Annotated in this window: 17 protein-coding genes and 1 tRNA gene; 9 read left to right on the forward strand and 9 right to left on the reverse strand. The window is 60.4% G+C overall.

What is annotated here, in order from left to right; genetic code table 11:
- Positions 1 to 119 precede the first annotated feature (119 nt).
- Positions 120 to 1,436, forward strand: a complete 1,317-nt coding sequence (locus WV31_RS16130; protein ID WP_085374529.1) for a tetratricopeptide repeat protein — start codon at positions 120 to 122, stop codon at positions 1,434 to 1,436.
- Here the strand turns inward: WV31_RS16130 and WV31_RS16135 are convergent.
- Positions 1,429 to 2,760 (reverse strand): RsmB/NOP family class I SAM-dependent RNA methyltransferase, encoded by a 1,332-nt coding sequence (locus WV31_RS16135; protein ID WP_085374530.1) that lies wholly within the window; start codon positions 2,758 to 2,760, stop codon positions 1,429 to 1,431. The genes WV31_RS16130 and WV31_RS16135 overlap by 8 nt on opposite strands.
- A 252-nt stretch (positions 2,761 to 3,012) precedes the next feature.
- Here WV31_RS16135 and WV31_RS16140 point away from each other — a divergent pair, with 252 nt between their 5' ends.
- On the forward strand, positions 3,013 to 3,921 hold the full coding sequence (locus tag WV31_RS16140) for an amino acid ABC transporter substrate-binding protein (protein WP_085374531.1): 909 nt from the start codon (positions 3,013 to 3,015) through the stop codon (positions 3,919 to 3,921).
- 23 nt (positions 3,922 to 3,944) lie between these two features.
- Here WV31_RS16140 and guaB read toward each other — a convergent pair whose 3' ends face one another.
- The 3 genes from guaB to WV31_RS16155 all read right to left on the reverse strand — a co-directional run bounded on the left by guaB (position 3,945) and on the right by WV31_RS16155 (position 7,226).
- A complete protein-coding gene (gene guaB / locus WV31_RS16145) occupies positions 3,945 to 5,405 on the reverse strand; it encodes an IMP dehydrogenase (protein ID WP_085374532.1) in 1,461 nt (486 codons plus the stop codon).
- Between the two features lie 76 nt (positions 5,406 to 5,481).
- Complete coding sequence (locus WV31_RS16150) at positions 5,482 to 6,225, reverse strand: RlmE family RNA methyltransferase (RefSeq protein WP_085374533.1); 744 nt, start codon at positions 6,223 to 6,225, stop codon at positions 5,482 to 5,484.
- Positions 6,225 to 7,226, reverse strand: a complete 1,002-nt coding sequence (locus WV31_RS16155; protein ID WP_237051329.1) for a Ppx/GppA phosphatase family protein — start codon at positions 7,224 to 7,226, stop codon at positions 6,225 to 6,227. The genes WV31_RS16150 and WV31_RS16155 overlap by 1 nt, the downstream gene beginning before the upstream one ends.
- Positions 7,227 to 7,450: 224 nt before the next feature.
- Between WV31_RS16155 and WV31_RS16160 the strand changes: the two genes are divergently transcribed.
- Together WV31_RS16160 and WV31_RS16165 are read left to right on the forward strand one after the other, a co-directional pair.
- Positions 7,451 to 7,524, forward strand: a tRNA-Gln gene (locus WV31_RS16160).
- A 153-nt stretch (positions 7,525 to 7,677) separates the two neighbouring features.
- Complete coding sequence (locus tag WV31_RS16165) at positions 7,678 to 9,129, forward strand: tyrosine-type recombinase/integrase (RefSeq protein ID WP_085374535.1); 1,452 nt, start codon at positions 7,678 to 7,680, stop codon at positions 9,127 to 9,129.
- Positions 9,130 to 9,271: 142 nt separating this feature from the next.
- Here the strand turns inward: WV31_RS16165 and WV31_RS16170 are convergent, their stop codons facing one another.
- Entirely contained in the window at positions 9,272 to 9,712 is a 441-nt protein-coding gene (locus tag WV31_RS16170) for a DUF6641 family protein (RefSeq protein WP_085374536.1), read from the reverse strand.
- Between the two features lie 461 nt (positions 9,713 to 10,173).
- Between WV31_RS16170 and WV31_RS16175 the strand changes: the two genes are divergently transcribed.
- From WV31_RS16175 to WV31_RS16185, 3 genes are all read left to right on the forward strand, one after another.
- Positions 10,174 to 11,103 carry a hypothetical protein gene (locus tag WV31_RS16175; RefSeq protein WP_145980885.1) on the forward strand — a complete coding sequence of 310 codons (930 nt, stop codon included), beginning with the start codon at positions 10,174 to 10,176 and terminating at the stop codon, positions 11,101 to 11,103.
- Positions 11,104 to 11,176: 73 nt separating this feature from the next.
- On the forward strand, positions 11,177 to 12,088 hold the full coding sequence (locus WV31_RS16180; protein WP_085374538.1) for an AAA family ATPase: 912 nt from the start codon (positions 11,177 to 11,179) through the stop codon (positions 12,086 to 12,088).
- Between the two features lie 76 nt (positions 12,089 to 12,164).
- Complete coding sequence (locus WV31_RS16185; RefSeq protein WP_085375613.1) at positions 12,165 to 12,464, forward strand: hypothetical protein; 300 nt, start codon at positions 12,165 to 12,167, stop codon at positions 12,462 to 12,464.
- Positions 12,465 to 12,476: 12 nt separating this feature from the next.
- Here the strand turns inward: WV31_RS16185 and WV31_RS22305 are convergent, their stop codons facing one another.
- On the reverse strand, positions 12,477 to 14,084 hold the full coding sequence (locus WV31_RS22305) for a sensor histidine kinase (RefSeq protein WP_206072550.1): 1,608 nt from the start codon (positions 14,082 to 14,084) through the stop codon (positions 12,477 to 12,479).
- 420 nt (positions 14,085 to 14,504) lie between these two features.
- Here WV31_RS22305 and WV31_RS16195 point away from each other — a divergent pair, with 420 nt between their 5' ends.
- Both WV31_RS16195 and WV31_RS21750 read left to right on the forward strand, forming a co-directional pair.
- Positions 14,505 to 14,912 (forward strand): bacteriohemerythrin, encoded by a 408-nt coding sequence (locus WV31_RS16195; protein WP_085374539.1) that lies wholly within the window; start codon positions 14,505 to 14,507, stop codon positions 14,910 to 14,912.
- Between the two features lie 12 nt (positions 14,913 to 14,924).
- Complete coding sequence (locus WV31_RS21750) at positions 14,925 to 15,119, forward strand: hypothetical protein (protein WP_145980886.1); 195 nt, start codon at positions 14,925 to 14,927, stop codon at positions 15,117 to 15,119.
- Positions 15,120 to 15,149: 30 nt separating this feature from the next.
- On the opposite strand, the gene WV31_RS16200 is transcribed toward WV31_RS21750, so the two are convergent.
- From WV31_RS16200 to WV31_RS16210, 3 genes are read right to left on the reverse strand one after another with little or no spacing between them, the layout of a single operon-like run.
- Complete coding sequence (locus tag WV31_RS16200; protein ID WP_145980887.1) at positions 15,150 to 16,265, reverse strand: hypothetical protein; 1,116 nt, start codon at positions 16,263 to 16,265, stop codon at positions 15,150 to 15,152.
- 41 nt (positions 16,266 to 16,306) lie between these two features.
- Complete coding sequence (locus WV31_RS16205) at positions 16,307 to 16,945, reverse strand: response regulator transcription factor (protein WP_085374541.1); 639 nt, start codon at positions 16,943 to 16,945, stop codon at positions 16,307 to 16,309.
- Positions 16,942 to 18,564 carry a sensor histidine kinase gene (locus tag WV31_RS16210; RefSeq protein WP_168185966.1) on the reverse strand — a complete coding sequence of 541 codons (1,623 nt, stop codon included), beginning with the start codon at positions 18,562 to 18,564 and terminating at the stop codon, positions 16,942 to 16,944. Before WV31_RS16210 ends, WV31_RS16205 begins: the two co-directional genes overlap by 4 nt.
- Positions 18,565 to 18,571: the final 7 nt, after the last annotated feature.

The following is an 18,571-nucleotide window of genomic DNA, read 5'->3' on the forward strand; positions in this document are numbered from 1 at the left end:
CGTTCATCCTCCCCAGGATGACCTTAGGCCGGTTCCCTCGACGGGATCCGGCCTTTTCTTTGGCCGCCGCCGCGACGCCGGGTTAGAATCGCCGCTTGCCGTGTTTCGAGCGGGGATACATGAGCGACCAGGATTTCCTTGCCGTCCTGCAACAGGGCTATCAGGCCCTCAACGAGAGGCGGATCGCCGACGCGGCGCTCCTGCTCGATCCGCTGATCGCCGCCCGTCCGGACGAGCCCAACCTGCGGCGTCTGGCCGTCCTTCTGGATTTCGGCCGGGGCCGGACGGAGGAGGCTGCCGCGGCCCTGCTGGCCCTGGGACGCGAGGCGCCCGCAGACCAGTGGGTCTGGGCGACCCTGCTGCAGCATCTCGCCGAGGCGGGGCAGGGGACGAGGGCCATCGCGCTGTGCCGCCAGGCCCTGGCCGCCCATCCGGAGATGACCGACGTGATCCGGCGGGTGGCGGCGGCGGCGATCCGGCTGGGCGATTACGACACGGTCCGGCGCATGGTGGCCCTGGGGCCGGCGGGCGATCCCGCTCTGCGCTATTATCTCGGCAATCTGGTGCTGCGGAGCGGCGACTGGGCGGGCGGGTTCGAGCTTTACGAGAACCGCTGGGCGGCCGAAGGCGCCGAACGCTTCCAGCCCGACTGGACCGGCGCGCCCGGTCCCACCGGCATCCTGCTGGTCTACGACGAGCAGGGCCTGGGCGACACCCTGCAGTTCCTGCGCTACCTGCCGGCATTGAAGCGGCGGTTCGGGGGGCGGGTGGTGCTGCGCGTGCAGGAGCCGCTGGCGCCGCTGGTGGAGGGCTTGGCCGATCAGGTGATTTTGCGCGGCCAGCCCGCCGATGTGATCGTCAGGCCGCCGGGCACCACCTCCATATCCTGCACGCCGCTGATGTCGGCGCCCTGGCTGCTGAACCGCCTGGGCGAGGCGGTCGGCATCGCCTCGGCCCCCTATTACCGGCCGCCGGCTTCCCTGGTGGAGAAGGGCGCCGCCCTGCTGGGGCCGAAGGGCGGCCGCCCCAGGGTGGGGCTGGTGTGGAGGGGCGTGTCCCGCTCGGTTCCCTTCGCCATGCTGGCCCCCCTGCTCGATGACGGGCGGGTGGAGTGGATCAGCCTGCAATACGCCGAGCCGTCGGGACATCAGGCCTTGCGCGATACCACGGGGGGGAACGGGCTGGAGCAGGTGGCGGGGCTGTGCCCCCATCTCGACCTGGTGGTGACGGTGGACACCGCCACCGCCCATCTGGCCGCGTCCCAGGGCATTCCCACCTGGATCATGCTCGACAAGGTGTGCTGCTGGCGCTGGACCGACAGGGGCGAGACCAGCGAGTGGTACGACAGCGTCCGGCTGTTCCGCCAGGAGGTCCAGGGCGACTGGCCGGGCGTGGTCGCCCGGATCGGGGCCGCCCTGGGCGAAAGGTTCAGCTAGCCTTTTCCAGCACGGCGGCGAAGAAGCCGTCGGTGCCGTGGGCCAGGGGCGACAGCCGCAGCCAGGGACCCGGCACCGGGCAGGGCGTGCCCGCCAGCTCACCCAAGATTTCCGGCCAGATCTCCGGCACCGGGACCGGGCGGTAATCGGGATGGGCGGCGAGGAAGGCCTCGACGCGGTCCTCGTTTTCCTCGCGCATGATGGAGCAGGTGGCGTAGACCAGCCGCCCGCCCGGCTTGGTCAGCCGCGCCGCGCTTTCTAAGATGGCGCCCTGGCGGGCCACCAGTTCCAGCAGGTCGGTCTCGGAAAACTGCCACTTGGCGTCGGGATTGCGGCGCCAGGTGCCGGTGCCGGTGCACGGCGCGTCCACCAGCACCCGGTCGAAGGACCCGGCCGAGCGCTTGATCCACTTGTCGGATTCGCCCTCGATCACCCGGCGGGTGACGTTGTGGACGCCGGCCCGGCGCAGGCGGTCCTGGGCGCGGTCGACCCGCCACTCGGCCACGTCGCAGGCCACCAGGCGCCCCTTGTTCTGCATGGAGGCGGCCAGCGCCAGGGTCTTGCCTCCGGCGCCGGCGCAGTAATCCACCACCGCCTGTCCCGGCTTGGGATCGGTGAGCAGGGCGACCAACTGCGAGCCCTCGTCCTGCACCTCGATCAGGCCGTTACGCCAGGCCTGGACCTGAACCAGGGGCACGCGGGCGTAAAGGCGCAGGCCGATGGGCGAGAGCGCGGTGGGTTCGGACTTGATGCCTTCCTTGGCCAGGGCGCGGATGGCTTCTTCGCGCGTCGCCTTCAAGGTGTTGACCCGCAGGTCCAGGGGCGCCTCGTCGCGCATGGCGCCCATCTCGGAATCCAGCCGCTCGCCGAACAGGGCGGCGAGGCGCTGCGTCATCCATTCGGGGTACTCGCCGCGCACATGGGGCGGCATGTCGCGGTGGAACAGGCTCTTTTGTCCCGCCAGCATGTCCAGCACCCGGCGCTCGGGCGGCTCGGGCGGATAGGCGGAATGGGGGCCCTTAAACAGGTCGGGCTCGGGCCGGACGCCCTCGAACACCATGTCGGCCAGCACGCGGGCGCGGGCTCCGCCCTTGCCGTCGGCATCGGGGCGCTCGGGATGGTCCAGATGCTCCAGCCACCAGTCGAGGCGGGCACGGCGGCGCAGAACGCGCCACACCGTCTCGGCCACGGCGCGGCGATCCTTGGCGCCGATGTAGCGGCGCTGCTTGAAATAGAACGATGCCACCGAATCGGCCGGCTTGGCCGACTTCTCGATTTCGGAAAGCACCTCGATGGCGGCCTGAAGGCGTGCGGCGGGAGTCATACCGGCGAAACTTTGTCCTGAGAATCGCCGGTATCAGCCGCCATTGCGGCGGCGGCCAAGCGCCCGGAGGGGCGCGCCCGGCGAGGGGCAATAGGGCGAGCCGATTCGGCTCGCCAGCACAAGGCCCGATAGATGCGGCAATTCCGCCCGCACTGCAAGCCCCGCATGCCCCCTGGACGGGAGGCTGCGTTGACAGGATCGGTGGGGCGGGTATCTAGTTTTCGCCGATTAATCTCATTGGACTAAATCGAGATGACCGTGATCCGCGCCCTTCTGCTCCTGGTTCTCGCCCTGGCCCCGGCTGTCGCCCAGGCCGGGCCGGAAGCCACCCTGGACAAGGTCAGGCGGACCGGAACCCTGGTTCTCGGCGTGCGCGAGGCCTCGTATCCGCTGTCCTATCTCGACGGCGCGAAGCAGCCCATCGGCTATCACGTGGACATCTGCCGCGGCATTGCCCTGGCGGTGAAGTCCCATCTCGGCCTGGCCGCCCTCGAGGTGCGCACCGAGGTGGTAACCTCGAAGACCCGTATTCCGCGCATGGTGGAGGGCGCCATCGACCTGGAATGCGGCTCGACCACCAACAACGCCGCCCGCCAGGCCCTGGTGGCCTTCGCGCCGACCACCTATGTGGCTTCGGTGCGCATCGCGGTGAAGAAGTCGGCCAGCATCACCAAACTGGCCCAACTGGACGGCAAGACGGTGGTGACCACCGCCGGAGCCACCAGCGTGCAACTGCTGAAGGCCCGGCTCCAGGGGCGCAACATCAAGGTGGCCGAGGCGTTCGGCAATGACCACGCCGATTCGTTCAGGATGCTGGAAAGCGATCAGGCCGCCGCCTTCGTCATGGACGACAACCTGCTGGCCGGACTGATCGCCAGCTCGGCCGCGCCCAAGGACTACGAGATCCTGCCCCAGACTCTGAACACCGAGCCCATCGCCATCATGCTGCGCAAGGGGGACCCCGCCTTCAAGGCGCTGGTGGACCAGACGGTCAAGGCCATGATGGCCTCGGGCGAGGTGGGGCGGCTTTACGCCAAGTGGTTCCTCTCGCCCATTCCGCCTATGAACGCGGCGCTGAACTTCCCCATGAGCCCGGTGCTGGCCAGCCTGATCAAGTTCCCCGGCGACGACCCGGCCGAGGCCTTCAGGCCGGAGGAATGAGGGGGCGAGCCCCCCCCTGACCGCTACTCGCTCTTGTAGTTCGGCGCTTCCTTGGTGATGGCGATGTCGTGGACGTGGCTTTCCCGCAGGCCCGCCGAGGTGATGCGGCGGAAGGTGCAGCGGGTCTGCATGTCCTTGATGGTGGCGTTGCCGGTATAGCCCATGCCGGCGCGCAGGCCGCCGATCATCTGGTGGATGACGGTGCTGACCGGGCCCTTGTAGGGGACGCGACCCTCGACGCCTTCGGGCACCAGCTTCAGCTTGTCGCCCACCTCGGCCTGGAAGTAGCGGTCGGCCGAGCCCCGCGCCATGGCGCCGATGGAGCCCATGCCGCGATAGGACTTGTACGAGCGGCCCTGGTACAGGAACACCTCGCCGGGGCTTTCCTCGGTGCCGGCGAACAAGGAGCCGATCATCACGCAGTCGGCGCCCGCCGCGATGGCCTTGGCGATGTCGCCGGAATACTTGATGCCGCCGTCGGCGATCACCGAGACGCCGTGCTTGTGCGCCACCTCGGCCACTTCCATGATGGCCGACAGCTGCGGCACGCCGACGCCCGCCACCATGCGGGTGGTGCAGATGGTGCCCGGCCCGATGCCCACCTTGACCGCGTCGGCCCCGGCCTTGATCAGGGCCAGGGCGGCCTCGGGGGTGGCGATGTTGCCGCCCACCAGCTGGATGTGGGGCGAGGCCTTGCGGATCTCGGCGATGGTGTCGATGACGCCGCGCGAGTGGCCGTGGGCGGTGTCGACCACGATGACGTCCACCTCGGCCTCGATCAGCTTCATGGCGCGCGCGAAGCCGTCAGCGCCCACGCCGGTGGCGGCGGCGACGCGCAGGCGCCCCTTCTCGTCCTTGGCGGCGGTGGGGTGGGCCTGGGCCTTCTCCATGTCCTTGACGGTGACCAGCCCGATGCAGCGGTAATCGCCGTCGACGACCAGCAGCTTCTCGATGCGGTGCTGGTGAAGCAGGCGCTTGGCCTCTTCCTTGTCGACGCCTTCGCGCACGGTGACCAGCTTGTCCTTGGTCATCAGCTCGTAGACCGGCTGGGCGGCGTCGTTGGCGAAGCGCACGTCGCGGTTGGTGAGGATGCCCACCAGCTTGCCCGAGCCCCGCTCCACCACGGGAATGCCGGAAATCTTGTAATCGGCCATCAGGCGCAGCGCATCGGCCAGGGTCTGGTCGGGGTGGATGGTCAGCGGGTTGACCACCATGCCGGATTCGAACTTCTTGACCTTGCGCACCTCGGCGGCCTGGGCGTCCACGTCCAGGTTCTTGTGGATGACGCCGATGCCGCCGTCCTGGGCCAGCGCGATGGCCAGCCGGCTCTCGGTCACCGTATCCATGGCCGCCGACAGCAGGGGAATGCCTAATTCGATGGACTTGGTCAGCCGGGTGCGGGTGTCCGCCTGCGCGGGCAGCACCGAGGATTCCGCCGGGACCAGCAGAACGTCGTCGAATGTAAGGGCTTCCTTGATAATCATGCCGCCTCCGGTGGTGGGGTCCGGTTAGTGGCGCGCCATCATACACATTCGATGGGCCGGCTCAAGCCCAGCTTAATTAAGGGGAATTCATACCTTCCCCGCGAAAACCCGTGGCCACCACATAGGTCTCGGCCGAGCCCTGGCGCGACGCCGGCGGCTTGGCGTGGCGGACCGTGGTGAAGTTCTTCTTCAACTGGTCCAGCAGGGTCTTCTCGGTGCCGCCCTGGAACACCTTGGCCACGAAGGTTCCACCGGGTGCCAGAACCTCCATGGCGAAATGCAGCGCCACTTCCACCAGCCCGATGATGCGCAGGTGGTCGGTGGACGGGTGTCCGGTGGTGGGGGCCGCCATGTCCGACAGCACCACGTCGGCGGGGCCGTCCAGGGCCTCCTTCAGGCGGTCGGGGGCGTCGTCGGCCAGGAAGTCGCCCTGCAGCGTGATGGCGCCGGGCAGCGGGTCCCATTCCAGGATGTCCATGCCCACCACCTTGCCGCCGCCCTTGGGCTTCAAGGCCGCGACCTTGTCCACCGCCACCTGGGTCCAGCCGCCGGGCGCGGCGCCCAGATCGACGACGCGCAGGCCGGGTTTCAGGATGTGGAAGCGCTCGTCCAGCTGGATCAGCTTGAAGGCGGCGCGCGAGCGGTAGCCCAGGCGCTTGGCCTCGTGCACATAAGGGTCGTTGAGCTGGCGCTGCAGCCAAAGCGTCGAGGACAGCTTGCGCTTCTTGGCGGTCTTCACCTTGACGGTGAGATTGCGCGAGCCGCCGCCGGGGCCCGACCCGGTGGTGCGTCCCGAACTTTTCTTGCCGCCCGTCGCCATCAGTTCCGCGCTCCCAGGGTTCCGTCTTCACGCATCATGGAGAGCAGCACGCCCTCGCGCACGCCGCGGTCGGCCACCTTGAGGCGGCCCAGCGGCCACAGGCGGCACAAAGCCTCCAGAATGGCGCAGCCCGCCACCACCAGATCGGCGCGCTCGGGCCCGATGCAGGGATGGGCGGCGCGCTGGTCGTGGGTCATGGAGGCAAGCCGGCGGGTGACGGCGGCGATGTCGGCGAAGCCCAGCTCCAGCCCGTCCACCTGGGAGCGGTCATAGCGCTCGAGCCCCAGATGCAGGGCGCCCAGCGTGGTGACGGTGCCCGACGTGCCCAGCATCTGCACCATGTTGCCGGCCAGCATGGCGCCGATGGTGTGCAGCGCCTCGAACGGGCGGAAGGCGGCGCCGATGCGCTCGACCACCCGCGCATAGCCGGAATTGGAGGCCAGCTCGTGGGCCCATTGCTCGGCCAGGGTGACCACGCCGGTGGGAATGGACTGGATGCCCACCACCTGCTGGCCCAGCGGCGAATTCTGCACCCAGACCAGCTCGGTGGAGCCGCCGCCGATGTCGAAGACCAGCGCCCACGGCACATGCGGGTCCAAGAGCGAGGCGCAGCCGCCCAGCGCCAGACCGGCCTCCTCGCTGGGGCTGATGATGTCGGGCTTGAGCCCGGTGCGCTCGGTGATGCGGGCGGTGAATTCGGCGCCGTTGCGGGCACGGCGGCAGGCCTCGGTGGCCACCAGCCGGGCGCGGCCCACCCGGTTGCGCTCCATCTTCTCGGCGCAGGCTTCCAGCGCGTCCAGGGTGCGCGACATGGCCGCCTCGGACAACACGCCGCTGGCGCTCAACCCCTCGCCCAGGCGGGTGACGCGGGAAAAGGCGTCGATCACCTTGAAGGCACGGCCCTGGGGGCGCGCCACCAGCATCCGGCAATTGTTGGTGCCGAGATCAAGGGCGGCGTAAACCGGCGCGCTGCGGGAGGAGGAAGACGAGGCGTAAGCCAAGACGGAGAACTCTGCAATTCGGGGCGGCGGATGTTACCCCCAAACGGGCGCCACAGGGAAGCATCCAGTCCCAACACCCGGATTTCCTCGGATTTCCGCGCTTTTGCGGCCAATTTCGCTCGCCGCTCTTTCGCCATTGATCCCGCCGAAGGCCTGTGTTAGAAGGTGCGCCTCTCGTGGTCACCCCGGCCTTCCCCGGGAACACGGACCACCAGCCCGACTGGTGGGGGATCGTCTAACGGTAGGACAGCGGACTCTGACTCCGCCAGTCTAGGTTCGAATCCTAGTCCCCCAGCCATCTTTTCCCGAACAAAATCAACGACTTAGCAATGAGCAGCGACGCTCTCATTGTGTCAAAAAACCGTTAGCAGTACATTAGCAGTGCTCAAATGCTGTCCAGCGCGGATTTTCCCATGCGCTGCTGCAAAAATTGAGCGTTTGCGAGGCTTTGATGGGCAACGTGGTTCATATCCTCGACGGCGCTGTGGCGCTCTATCAGCGCGAATATATGGGCACGCAGACATGGACGGCGCGCTACAAAATTCGTAACATGAAAGGCTATGTGACCAAAGCGACAGGCAAGCGCGACTTGGACGAGGCCAAGGAGGTAGCACTTGAGAAGCACGCCGAACTGACTGCTGATTTCCGCCGTGGCATTCCCATTCGCAGCCGCACCTTCAAACTGGCCGTCAACGCCTACTTGGAAGACCTGCAAACGGCAGTTCTGACGAACAGGGCCACGGAACGGACGATGAAGGACAACAAGGCGGTCATAAACCGCTATCTGCTGCCCTACTTTGAGAGCAAGGCCATTGACGCGATCAGGCAGGAGCAGATTGAGGCGTACAAGCTGTGGCGGCTGACATATTGGACGGAGGGGCCAGGGGCGCAGGACACCTCCCGCGAATACATGCGCGGCGGCAAGCTCATCAAAGCCAAGCGCCCGCAAAAGACACAGACGCAGCGCTCGGGCGAAATCTTCATCCTCAAAGCCATCTTCAATTCGGCGCGTAAACGCGGATGGGTGAAGCGCGATCAGATTCCCGACATTGATGACGAACAGCGCAAAACAGCGCGTCGGCCTGCGTTCACGGAAGCGGAGTGGAAGCGCATCCTTGCGGCCATGCCCACCTATATAAATGGTGCGAAGGGCCAGGTGGTGGAGGCCGACCGCAAGATGGTCTGCGCCTACGTGGAGTTCATGTTTGAAACAGGGCTGCGGCCAGGGAAAGAGCACCAGCAGCTGACATGGGCGGATTGCGAGCTGAAAACCAGTCAGACTGAGATTGGTTTGGTCAAGGAAACCCGCGTTCTTGTCCACGAGAATACAAAAACGGGCACGCGCACGACGGTCAGCAGCGAAGCGACATGGGAAGTTCTGAACCAGATAAAAGCGTTTTCGCTTTGGACCAAGCCCAGCGATCCCGTTTTCGCTGACCGCAAGACGGGCAAGCCCATATTGAGCTTTGCGAAGGGCTTTGCGGCGCTGCTGAAGACGGCAGGGTTGGAATACGACCGCAATGGCGAGAAATTCTCGCCATACAGCCTGCGCCATACCTATGCCACTGACCGCCTAATCAAAGGCAGGTTGGACGTTTGGCTGCTGGCGAAGAACATGGGCACCAGCGTGGAGATGATCCGCAAGCACTATGGGCAGGACGAGCCGAAGCAGCGGTCGCTCGAACTCATCCGCGACAAGGTGCAATTGGACACGAATGCCTGGATGGCGATTTTGAGGGATAACCCTGCGCTCGCCGCCGAGGTTCTGCGCAAAGCCAATGTGCCCGAGGGACCAACCTTTGATCCCGACGCCCCCGAGGTCGTGCCCGATCCCAATGCGCCGCGCAAGCGCAAGAAGCTCAGGCTGAGCGACATGCTTGATCGGCCAAAAGACCCCGAGTGAGTGTCGTGTTACACGACAGGCGCACCTTATATATAGGCCGCCGCCGCTTTGGCCCTTTGCGCGTCGTACACGCCGCCGATTTGATCGCCCAGCAGTACGGCACTCATGGAAACAGCCCCGCTTGTACGGGGCTGTTTGGCGTTTAAGCGAGCTTCTTGCCGAAGCGTCCCTTCATCGCGGCCAGTTGCTTGTCCAGTTCGCCAGCAACCACCGCATCGCGCACCAGCGTCAGCGTGGGCACCAGTTCCGCCACGTCGCCGATCTCAATGGCCGTCTTCTTCGGCTTGATCTCCACGATCTTGTTGCCGTAGCGCACTTCCAGCATGAACGCCCCATTGGCCTCCTGCCAGTACCAGGGGCGAAATTTGACCAGTCGGTCTTGCAGGGTCTTGTTGCCCTCGCTGTCCTTCGTCCAGCGCTTGCGCCGAATTTCAAAGCCCTCGCCCTTCTGCATCGCTTCCGCAGCAGCGATCTGCTGATTGATGGCCTCCACCAGCTTGTGCCGCAAGCGCCCTTCAGGCGTTGCAGCAACGGCACGGCGGGTCTTCTCGCTCAGCTTCAGCTTGTCCAATGCACTCATCATCACATCCTCCGACAGGAACACATGACGAACATGCTATGACCTGATAGCCAAGGAGGACAACCGAAAGACCGCCGTCGTGTAACACGACAAAATGCCTGGAATTCAGCCACATAGAATGCCGACTGCTGGTCTTTAGAGGGCCGTACAGAGATTTAATTTGCTACCCGCTGTCCTTGCTGCGCATTTGAAAAATAGGCGCTGTTGACTTGTAAAATCGCCGCAAAAGGCCATTGCGGCGAACTTTTTCTGCCTGCAAGAGGCAGCGAAAAGTCAATTTCGGCGAGGCAGAAATGCTCGCGCGGAAAAAATCAACAAGCAAATGTAAGATAATTTGAGTTTGTAGTTAGTATTTATATTGACAAAGTTACATAAATTTGCGTTACGGGCATGTTTTTGATAGTATCTATTTGTGGACGCGATGACGCAGTTCACGCTCTAAACAGAAAGAAAGGGTTCGAAAAATGTCTAATGCCAATAACTCCATCACCGCTGCTTGCGAAACTCTTATTTTGGATCGTGTTGACTGGGAAAACAACGAGCTTGCTGCCAGCAACCGCAAGCTCTACTCGATCCTCAGCCGCTGCTTTGACGTTTACAAGCAGTTGGCGGCCAATCCGTTTTTGATCAAGCATGTTGATGACCTGCTGACCGCCAAGGACATCAAGGCTACCGCCACGCTGCATCCTGCGAACAAGCTGATGAAGCTGGTCTTCGGGGACAATGACCGCCGCCGCGTCAGCGCCTACGCCACGGTCATGAAGGCCGCGCTTGAAGACGAAAAGAAGGCGTCCGCCAATTTTGCGGCTTGGGTGAATAAGAAGAAGGGCATTGAGGCCATTCGGACTGGCAACACGGCCGAAAGCAGCACGACGGCCGAGACCAAGAGCGCCGATGCGTTCAACAAGGCCACCACGCAGCTGAGCAAGCGGCACGCCATCGCGAAGCTCGGCCCCTGTTCCAATTTCCCCGATGGAACTGGCTACGTGATGGTCCTCGCCCACATCGCTGCCGACCGCAGCCTGAGCGTCGTCAAGTTTGTCGGCAAGATCAACGACGACCGCACGAAGTCGCTGGTCATCAAGGTCGCCGCCGAGGCTGAGAAGGCGGATGAGAAGGCGACGGACAAGTTGAGCGACAAGGCCGTGAACAAGGCAGCCGCGAAGAACAAGGCGCGGGAAAAGAGGGCGATTGAGAGGAACAAGGAAGAAGCTGAAAACGAGAAAAAGAACAATAGCCAAGCTGAGCAAGACCGCCGTGCGAAGCTTCGGTCGGATTGGGAAGCTCGTCAGGTTCAGACCGATGCCTACGACGAGCCGTTTGATGAAAATCTGAACTGGGAAGTCACCTACACCGCTGACGAAGAGAACGAGGAAATCAATGTCGCGGCCTAAATCAGGCCAGATGTGGTGGAGGGTCGCGGCCCCCCTCCATCACAAATTCACTCGCCGCTAGGAGGACAGTAAAATGGTTGCATTTACTACAAAATACAAGCCGAAGCGCCTTGCTGATGTCGTGTATCCCGACACGCAGACCGAATTTGACATTATGTCGTATGAAAATGCTGGTCGCTTCAACAACATCATTCTTTACGGCACTTACGGCACGGGCAAGACCACCATCGCAAGGCTGATGCCCAAGGCCGTTGTTGATGATGTTGATGAGGACAACGAAGTGGATTTCATCAACGGAAGCAAGGTTCGTGGAATTCAATGCATTGATGACATTGAAGACTTTCTGCAACTCACTTCATGGAACAAAAAAGGCTTCAAATTTGTCATCATTGACGAAGCAGAGCAGTTGACGAAGCAAGCGCAGTTTGCTCTGAAGGGCGTTATGGACAGGTTCATTGACGATGCAATGTTCATTTTTACCACCAACCACATCAATGACTTGTACGCTGGAATTCAAAGTCGGTCGGAAATCTACCTGCTTGATCCCCCTCCCGTTGAGCGGCTCGTTCCCTTGGTAAAACACGTTTTGAAATGCGAGAAGCTGAAAATGAGCGATCCGCAGATCAATCAGTTCACGGCAAAGTATGGCACGAGTGTCCGTAACTTGCTGATGAAGCTTGAAACTTTGACCATCAATGCCAAGCGCAAGGCCAGTCAGCCTCCTTCAACCCCAAGCCTGTCGTGTAACACGACACCCAATCAGCCAACGCCGACCAGTGCGGCAATCACTTCCAACCCTGTGTCGTGTAACACGACACTCAATCAGCCAACGCCGTCCAGCGCGGCGACCACCTCCAACCCCGTGTCGTGTAACACGACACTCAATCAGCCAACGCCGTCCAGCGCGGCAATCACCTCCAACCCTGTGTCGTGTAACACGACACTCAACCAGCAAACGCCGACAAGCTCAAAGCAAGCGGCCTAACCAGCGGAGCCTCCGACTGCCAGCAGTCGGGGGTCTTCGCTTTTGTGGGCATTGCCAACCATGCTAACTTTTGCTGATGGAAACCAGCACGGCCACCATCAGCGTCCTTCAGGTCACAGCTATCCATGCTGGCCGCGTGCTGGCGTTGGCCGACGTGGAGTTAATCCTCGACGGCGTATCCCTGGTCATCCACGGCGTTCAGGTTCGCGCCGATGCCAGCAAGACCGAAATCACCCTTCCCAATTACCGAGCGCCAGACGGTTCGTGGCGAACCGCTGTCACATTGCCCGACGAGGTGCGTGGGCCAATGGGCGACGCTGTGATTGCAGCGGCCATGGAAGCTGACTTGCTGGTGGAGAAGGCGACTGTCGTGTAACACGACAGTCGGTCACGCGCATTGGATCGGCAAGATAAAGGAAAAGGTGCTTCCTTCACCGACCGTTGATCGCAGCCAGATACGACCACCGTGTTGCTCAATGATCTTCTTGCACACAGACAATCCAATGCCTGTTCCGTCAAATTTTTCTCGTGTGTGTAGCCGCTGAAAAATCAGAAAGATACGGTCAAAATAGTCAGAATCGATGCCAATTCCATTGTCAGTCACTGAGAATTGCCAAAACTCGCCCTGTCGCTGGCATGTAATTTCTATAACTGGCTTCCGCCCCTCAGCGCGAAACTTGATCGCGTTTCCGATCAAATTCTGGAAGACCCTTGTAATCTCGTCTTTTGAGCAGACGATGACAGGTAGGTCGGAACATATTTTGACATCCGCCTCCGCCTCTTCAATGGAGGTATGGAGAACATGAACAGCCTGGGCAACAAGGTCAGCAATGGAATTTGGCTGCAATGGGTCGGCAACGCGACCGATCCGAGAGAAGTTCAATAAGTCCTGAACCAAAGCATCCATGCGCTTGGCCCCGTCTTCGGCAAAATCCAGAAACTCATGAGCCTCGGCATTGAGTGCGCTTCCATAGCGACGATCCAGCAGTGACATGTAACTGCTCACCATGCGCAAAGGTTCACGGAGGTCATGGGACGCGACATAGGCAAATTGCTCGAGATCAGCGTTTGTGCGCTTCAAGTCAGCGTTTAAAGCTTCCAACTCAGTGCTTCTGGTTTCCAAAGCCTTTCGGTCCTGCTGCCCTTTCATGAACAACACGGCCACCAATGCACCATCAGATGAAAGGCTGATTATGTAAAAGTAGTAATTTGATAGATGCGTCCTGGCGATATCGTCGTAGAAAAACCCGAGGCCATAGATCGCCCCAATTAATGCCTGTGCCGCTGCTACGGTTATGGTGATTGTCGTGCCAATTGGTCCTAAACGCAGGGCTGCCAAGGTCACAAACAGAAACATCCAATATCCACGGGCGACCTGACCGACCGTATCGTTAAACCAATTTAGAAAAATCACCTGTCCAAATAGAAATGACAGACCGATAATCAGCGGGCCTTCCCACAATCCGCGACGTGTCCTTAAGACATTGGACCATTCCCGTGCGGCTAGCATGGGCAGCATCGTGATAATGAACCCGAATGCTGCACCAGCAACCCGATGAACAGCGTCATGTGAATTGGCGGCCGAAATTCCGACTTGCACCTGAATGGCGCTGAAAGCCGAAACGGCAAACCCAATAAATATGCCAACCCCATAAAGCCGCAGGTAGTCAGAGACACTGTTGAAGGTCAGTGCCGCGCCACCTGTGCGTCGGTAAATCCAGGTGGCCATGAAGAGCACCAAGCCGTAGCGTCCTCCATCTACGAACATGGAAGAGCTTGCGTCTTGTAACCAGCGTCCAAGGACTACCCCGATAACGGCCAAGGCGATTACGCCATATCCGTGACGCATGGTCAAAAAGACCGCAGGCCCCAGCAGCAGCCAGGGAAAGCGCATTACATCGTTGGTGCCGAAGACCTTGATGACCAATATGGACGCCAATCCATAGGCCAGCATCAAGAGCGCGCCATCACGCAAGAATGCTCTGCTGATGGTCACAGCCTCATCCTGACAAGCGTCATTGGGATGCCCAGATTATCCCTCAATAAGATGTCCCGCTATGTCTTTCGTCAAGGCAGCAGGGTCAAGAAGGGAAACTATATGCGGTAGTTTCAAATCACAGGCCATCCACAGCAGCCTTCATCATCTGGTCGTTGGCCTCGATGTAGCGCTGGGCGGTCGATAGGTGACTATGACCAGCCAGCGCGTAAATTTGACCGAATAGCTGGCAAAGGGCGCTCGCCGAGGTGCGATCCCGATGGGGGTGCTACGATTGCAGCGGCCATGGAGATGGCTCTGCTGGTGGAGAAATCGGCTGTCGTGTAACACGACATCTCCCAGCATCTCCGTAGTTGCTACGGATGCACACCCCCATGTTGCAGTGCCACTCTTGTCCAATAGCGATGCAAAGGCGCACACATGCGGCTCAGATGGACGGATAGCATGATATTGGGCATCCCCGAGTTGGATGAAGCCCACCGCCTGCTGTTCATGCGACTGGATGCCGTGGCCGCTGCCGTAGAAGCGCGGCTATTGGAAGCCGCTCAGATTGCTTTCGCTGAATTTGAGGAAGCCAACGAACAGCATTTCCAATTTGAAGAGGCGTTATTTCTAAAGGCAAGCAGCCATGAAGATGATCGCCACAGGGCAACCCATTCTGAAACCAGACGGATTGCCAACAATTTGAAAGAGGCAATCTGCGATAAGGGCGATTTCACAGCTGCCAGTAAAATTCTTGGCTTTCTAATCCCCGACTTGATCATTCATCTGCATCAGGCTGATGCAACCCTCGCAAGAGCGCTCCAAAACTCTTCGGTTTCGGCGTGAGAAAGTCCGTCGATGATCATTTACCCTGACTGCTGGAATGCCAAGGAACAGAAGTCATCACCGCAAGCCCTTGCCATGTTTCTTGAACATGCCGCCGAGGAAATCCGCGACTGCGGGAATATGCTGGCTTATGACTTGGTATTGGCCGCAGTGGAGTGCTTGAAAAAGCAAGCAGATCAACATCAATCGCCAGATAATTCCGCATAGAGGCATTGTCCTCGATGGTGGTCATCTGTTTCAAAATTTATAGACATACAGAACCCGTGAGGTGATCTCATACACCTCCAGGCTGTCGATGCTCCTGACGCGATAGCCGATTTCGGGGCGCACGCCGTTGCCGAATTCATAGCCGAGGCTGGTGTTGAACAGGTAGTCGCGCTTTTCCTCAACATTTGGGGCGTTGCTGATCCGCAGCGTGTAGCCGACGCTCAGGCGCCAATTCGCAGGATTTATCTCCATGCCTGTCGAGATGTAATCCCGCTCGGCTCGTTGCACACCGCCCCTGTTCCAGAAATGCTGGTACTCAAACATGGGGGCCACGACGAGCCAGTCGTCAAATTTCCATTCCTGCCGAATGCCTCCGACCACGCCGAGTTCGGCATCGGGAATATCGGAATTGGTGGTGCTGATCTTGCGCGCTTCCTGCCGCAGCAATCCCGTGTGCCAGGAAAAGCCATCGAGCGACGGAAGCTTGGTTCCCGTCGCTGAGAGCGCAAAGGAATCCAGTCGTCCCGTATTGCTTGCTCCACCGTCAAATTGGCGCTTCCGCGTTCGGGTCGGCGTTCCGATCCACGATTTGCTCATGATGGTGGTGTCGAGCATGAAGGCGCTGGCGGCGAGGCGGACTGTCCCAGCTTCCCCGCCCGTCACATTCATCCAGCCGCCAACGCCATTGCGATCCCATATGGCGTTGTCTTCGGCCAGTTCCCTGCCGAAATAGCCAGGAAGCGTAAGCCATGCCTGGCCGAATTCAGCTGCAAACCGTCCGCCGTAAACGCCCCATTCGTCCTTGCTGTAGTCGAGAACCAGGTTCTTCAGGTGCAATTGCTCATTGGCAAAAGCACGGCTTTCATCGGGATGGGGATCAACGGCAGGGTCGTATGTGAAAAGCGTTTGGATCGAAAGTTCCTTGTTAAAGTTCGCTTTTATGAATGGCTCAACAAACACGAAAAGGTCATTGCGCTGCGTCTTGTCTTCCGCTGCATAGCGCCAACGATCAGCAATGAACATATTCACTGTTCCGCTAATCGAGGGTTTCTGGTCGCTGGGAATATCAGCTGCGGTTGCGGACACCACGCCAATTGAAGCGACGAACACTACAGCGACCATGCTGCGGAAGCAAAAGCGACGCATTTAACGGGCCTTTTATGAATAATATTGCGACGAACGCGGCATTATGTTGCGGCCAGTTCGGCATAAAAATGCCGAGTATGAAAAAAAACTGCTGCAATATCGCGTGCAGATGTTAGGCCGAGTTTTTCGGCAATCTGATTGCGATGTGTCTCAACAGTGCGGTGGCTGATTTCCAATTCCAAGCCAACCTCTTTAGCGGTCGCCCCTTTGCCGAGATGCATCAAGATTTCCCGCTCGCGGGGCGTGAGCAGTGAGAAATTGCGGACATAATTGGCGGCGCGTCCATATTGCTTGCAGATGTGTTCATGCGCGGAGCATGCCGACACAGCCGTTTCAACCAGCTTCTCGTTGCGAACAGGCTTCTCGATCCAGCCAAAAGCTCCAAGTTGAACGGCATGAACCGCCGTCGCTATATCGCCATAGGCAGAAATCATGATGACGGGCATATCAAAGCCGCGTTCGCGGGTCTCTCTGTAAGCGTCCAGGCCCGACAGATCGCCCAGCCGCAGATCCATGAAAGCGCAGCCCTGAGCGCTAATGGGGTGCTTGGCAAAGAACGAGGCGGCATCGCCATATCCTGCCGCATTAAAAGACCTCGACGACAGCAGCCAGACAACCGCCTCGCGGAAACTTTCATCATCATCGACCACGGCAACGGTAAAGCGTTGATTGTCGCTCATGATCGGGGCGCCTTCACGACGGGAAGCCAGAACGAAATGACTGCGCCACCTTCAGGGCGGTTCAGGATGGACAACGCTCCACCATGTCCTTCAATGATGGTCTTCGAGATGGGAAGGCCGAAGCCGCTGCCACCGATTTTCGTGGAGGCAAACAGCGCATGGCCCGTCTTCTCCAAGTCCTCAGCAAGGCCCGTTCCATTATCCGATACGGTCACGTTGATCCGCTCGTCAGTGAGGCTGCTTTCTACAATGAGGCGGCGGTTTGCTGGGGGAACCGCGCTCATGGCCTCGCAGGCATTCCGCACGAAATTCACCATCACCTGCTGCAAGGAAGCCTTGACGCCCGATACCCGAGCAGAAGCGGCTACATCAAAACTCACCGTTACGCCGTGATCCTTGCAAATCTGGCGCAACAGCGGATCGACATCCTGCATGACGTTGGCGAAATCAAACGTCTCGCGCTGGCCTGCCGCATGTTCAATTTTGGACTGGGCTGCTGAAATGATTTCCCCGATGCGCTGGACCTCACGGTCTGTGCGTTTGGCCAGCATCAGCGCGTCGTCGGTGCGGTTGGCATCCTTTTCAATGTAGCCGACAAGACCCTCGACATAGGTCGAGACCACGGCCAGTGGCTGGCGAATTTCATGGGCCAATTTCGCCGCAGTTTGCTGTCCCGTAAAATGGGTATAGGCACGATCAAGCGCACGCTCCTGCACGCGCAGCTTTTGCACACTGCGTTCACGTTCACTGGTCATGCTGCCAATGATCAGTCCGAGATAGCCGACCGAAAGCATGAAGTAGGGAGCGCCCGCGACAATCCGATGATCGGGAGCCAACCAACTGGCCACCGTAATGGAGATGTTGGCGATCAAGCTGGATGCCGCCGAACCCACATTGCCGAAATGCATGGCGGTCCAGGCGATGGGAAGCATCAGGAAATACGACATCGGCCCTTGGTCCTGCCCCAGAACCACTGCGACCGTTTCCACATAGAGCGCCAACCCGATTGCGGCGAAGCTGGCGACAAGCCAGATCAGCGATCGTCCGCTAGTCGCGGCCACCCAATCAGTTCGCGTCAGCAGCAAGACAGGGGTGAGCGTGACGATGCCAATTGCGTCACCGAGAGAGAACCGCAGAACCATATCCCAGTAGTTTGCCCAAGGGATCAGTTCATCGGCACAGAAGGTCACGATGAGGGCCAGCGCCGCCGCAATAGGAACCAGCAACGAGGCAATTGAGAAGGCAATCAGGTGGCGCATGTTGGCGAGGTCAATGCGGGCATAACCAAGCGAGCGCCGTAATGCATGAACCCCAACGACGTAGGTCGTCGGAGGAATGGCCCATGAGAGAAAAATGGCGGCTGCCGAATGCGGATATGGGGCCGTGGCGACGATATAGCCAACGCCTACATACGCCATGGGCCACAGGCGCGGGAACCTGAGCAGAAGTGCAAAAGTCAAACCCGCAGGAGGGAACCATGCGCTAACCCCTGGGGCAGCCCCCATAGCAATGGCCGCACGGAATAGGGCAATCCACGCAAAGACATAAAGGGCACTTATTACAGTGTTAAAGAGCGCAGCGCCATATTTCCAACAACTTAAATGGTGCGCGCCCTTCATGATGAGG

It is taken from the genome of Magnetospirillum sp. ME-1 (assembly GCF_002105535.1).
GTDB lineage: Bacteria > Pseudomonadota > Alphaproteobacteria > Rhodospirillales > Magnetospirillaceae > Phaeospirillum.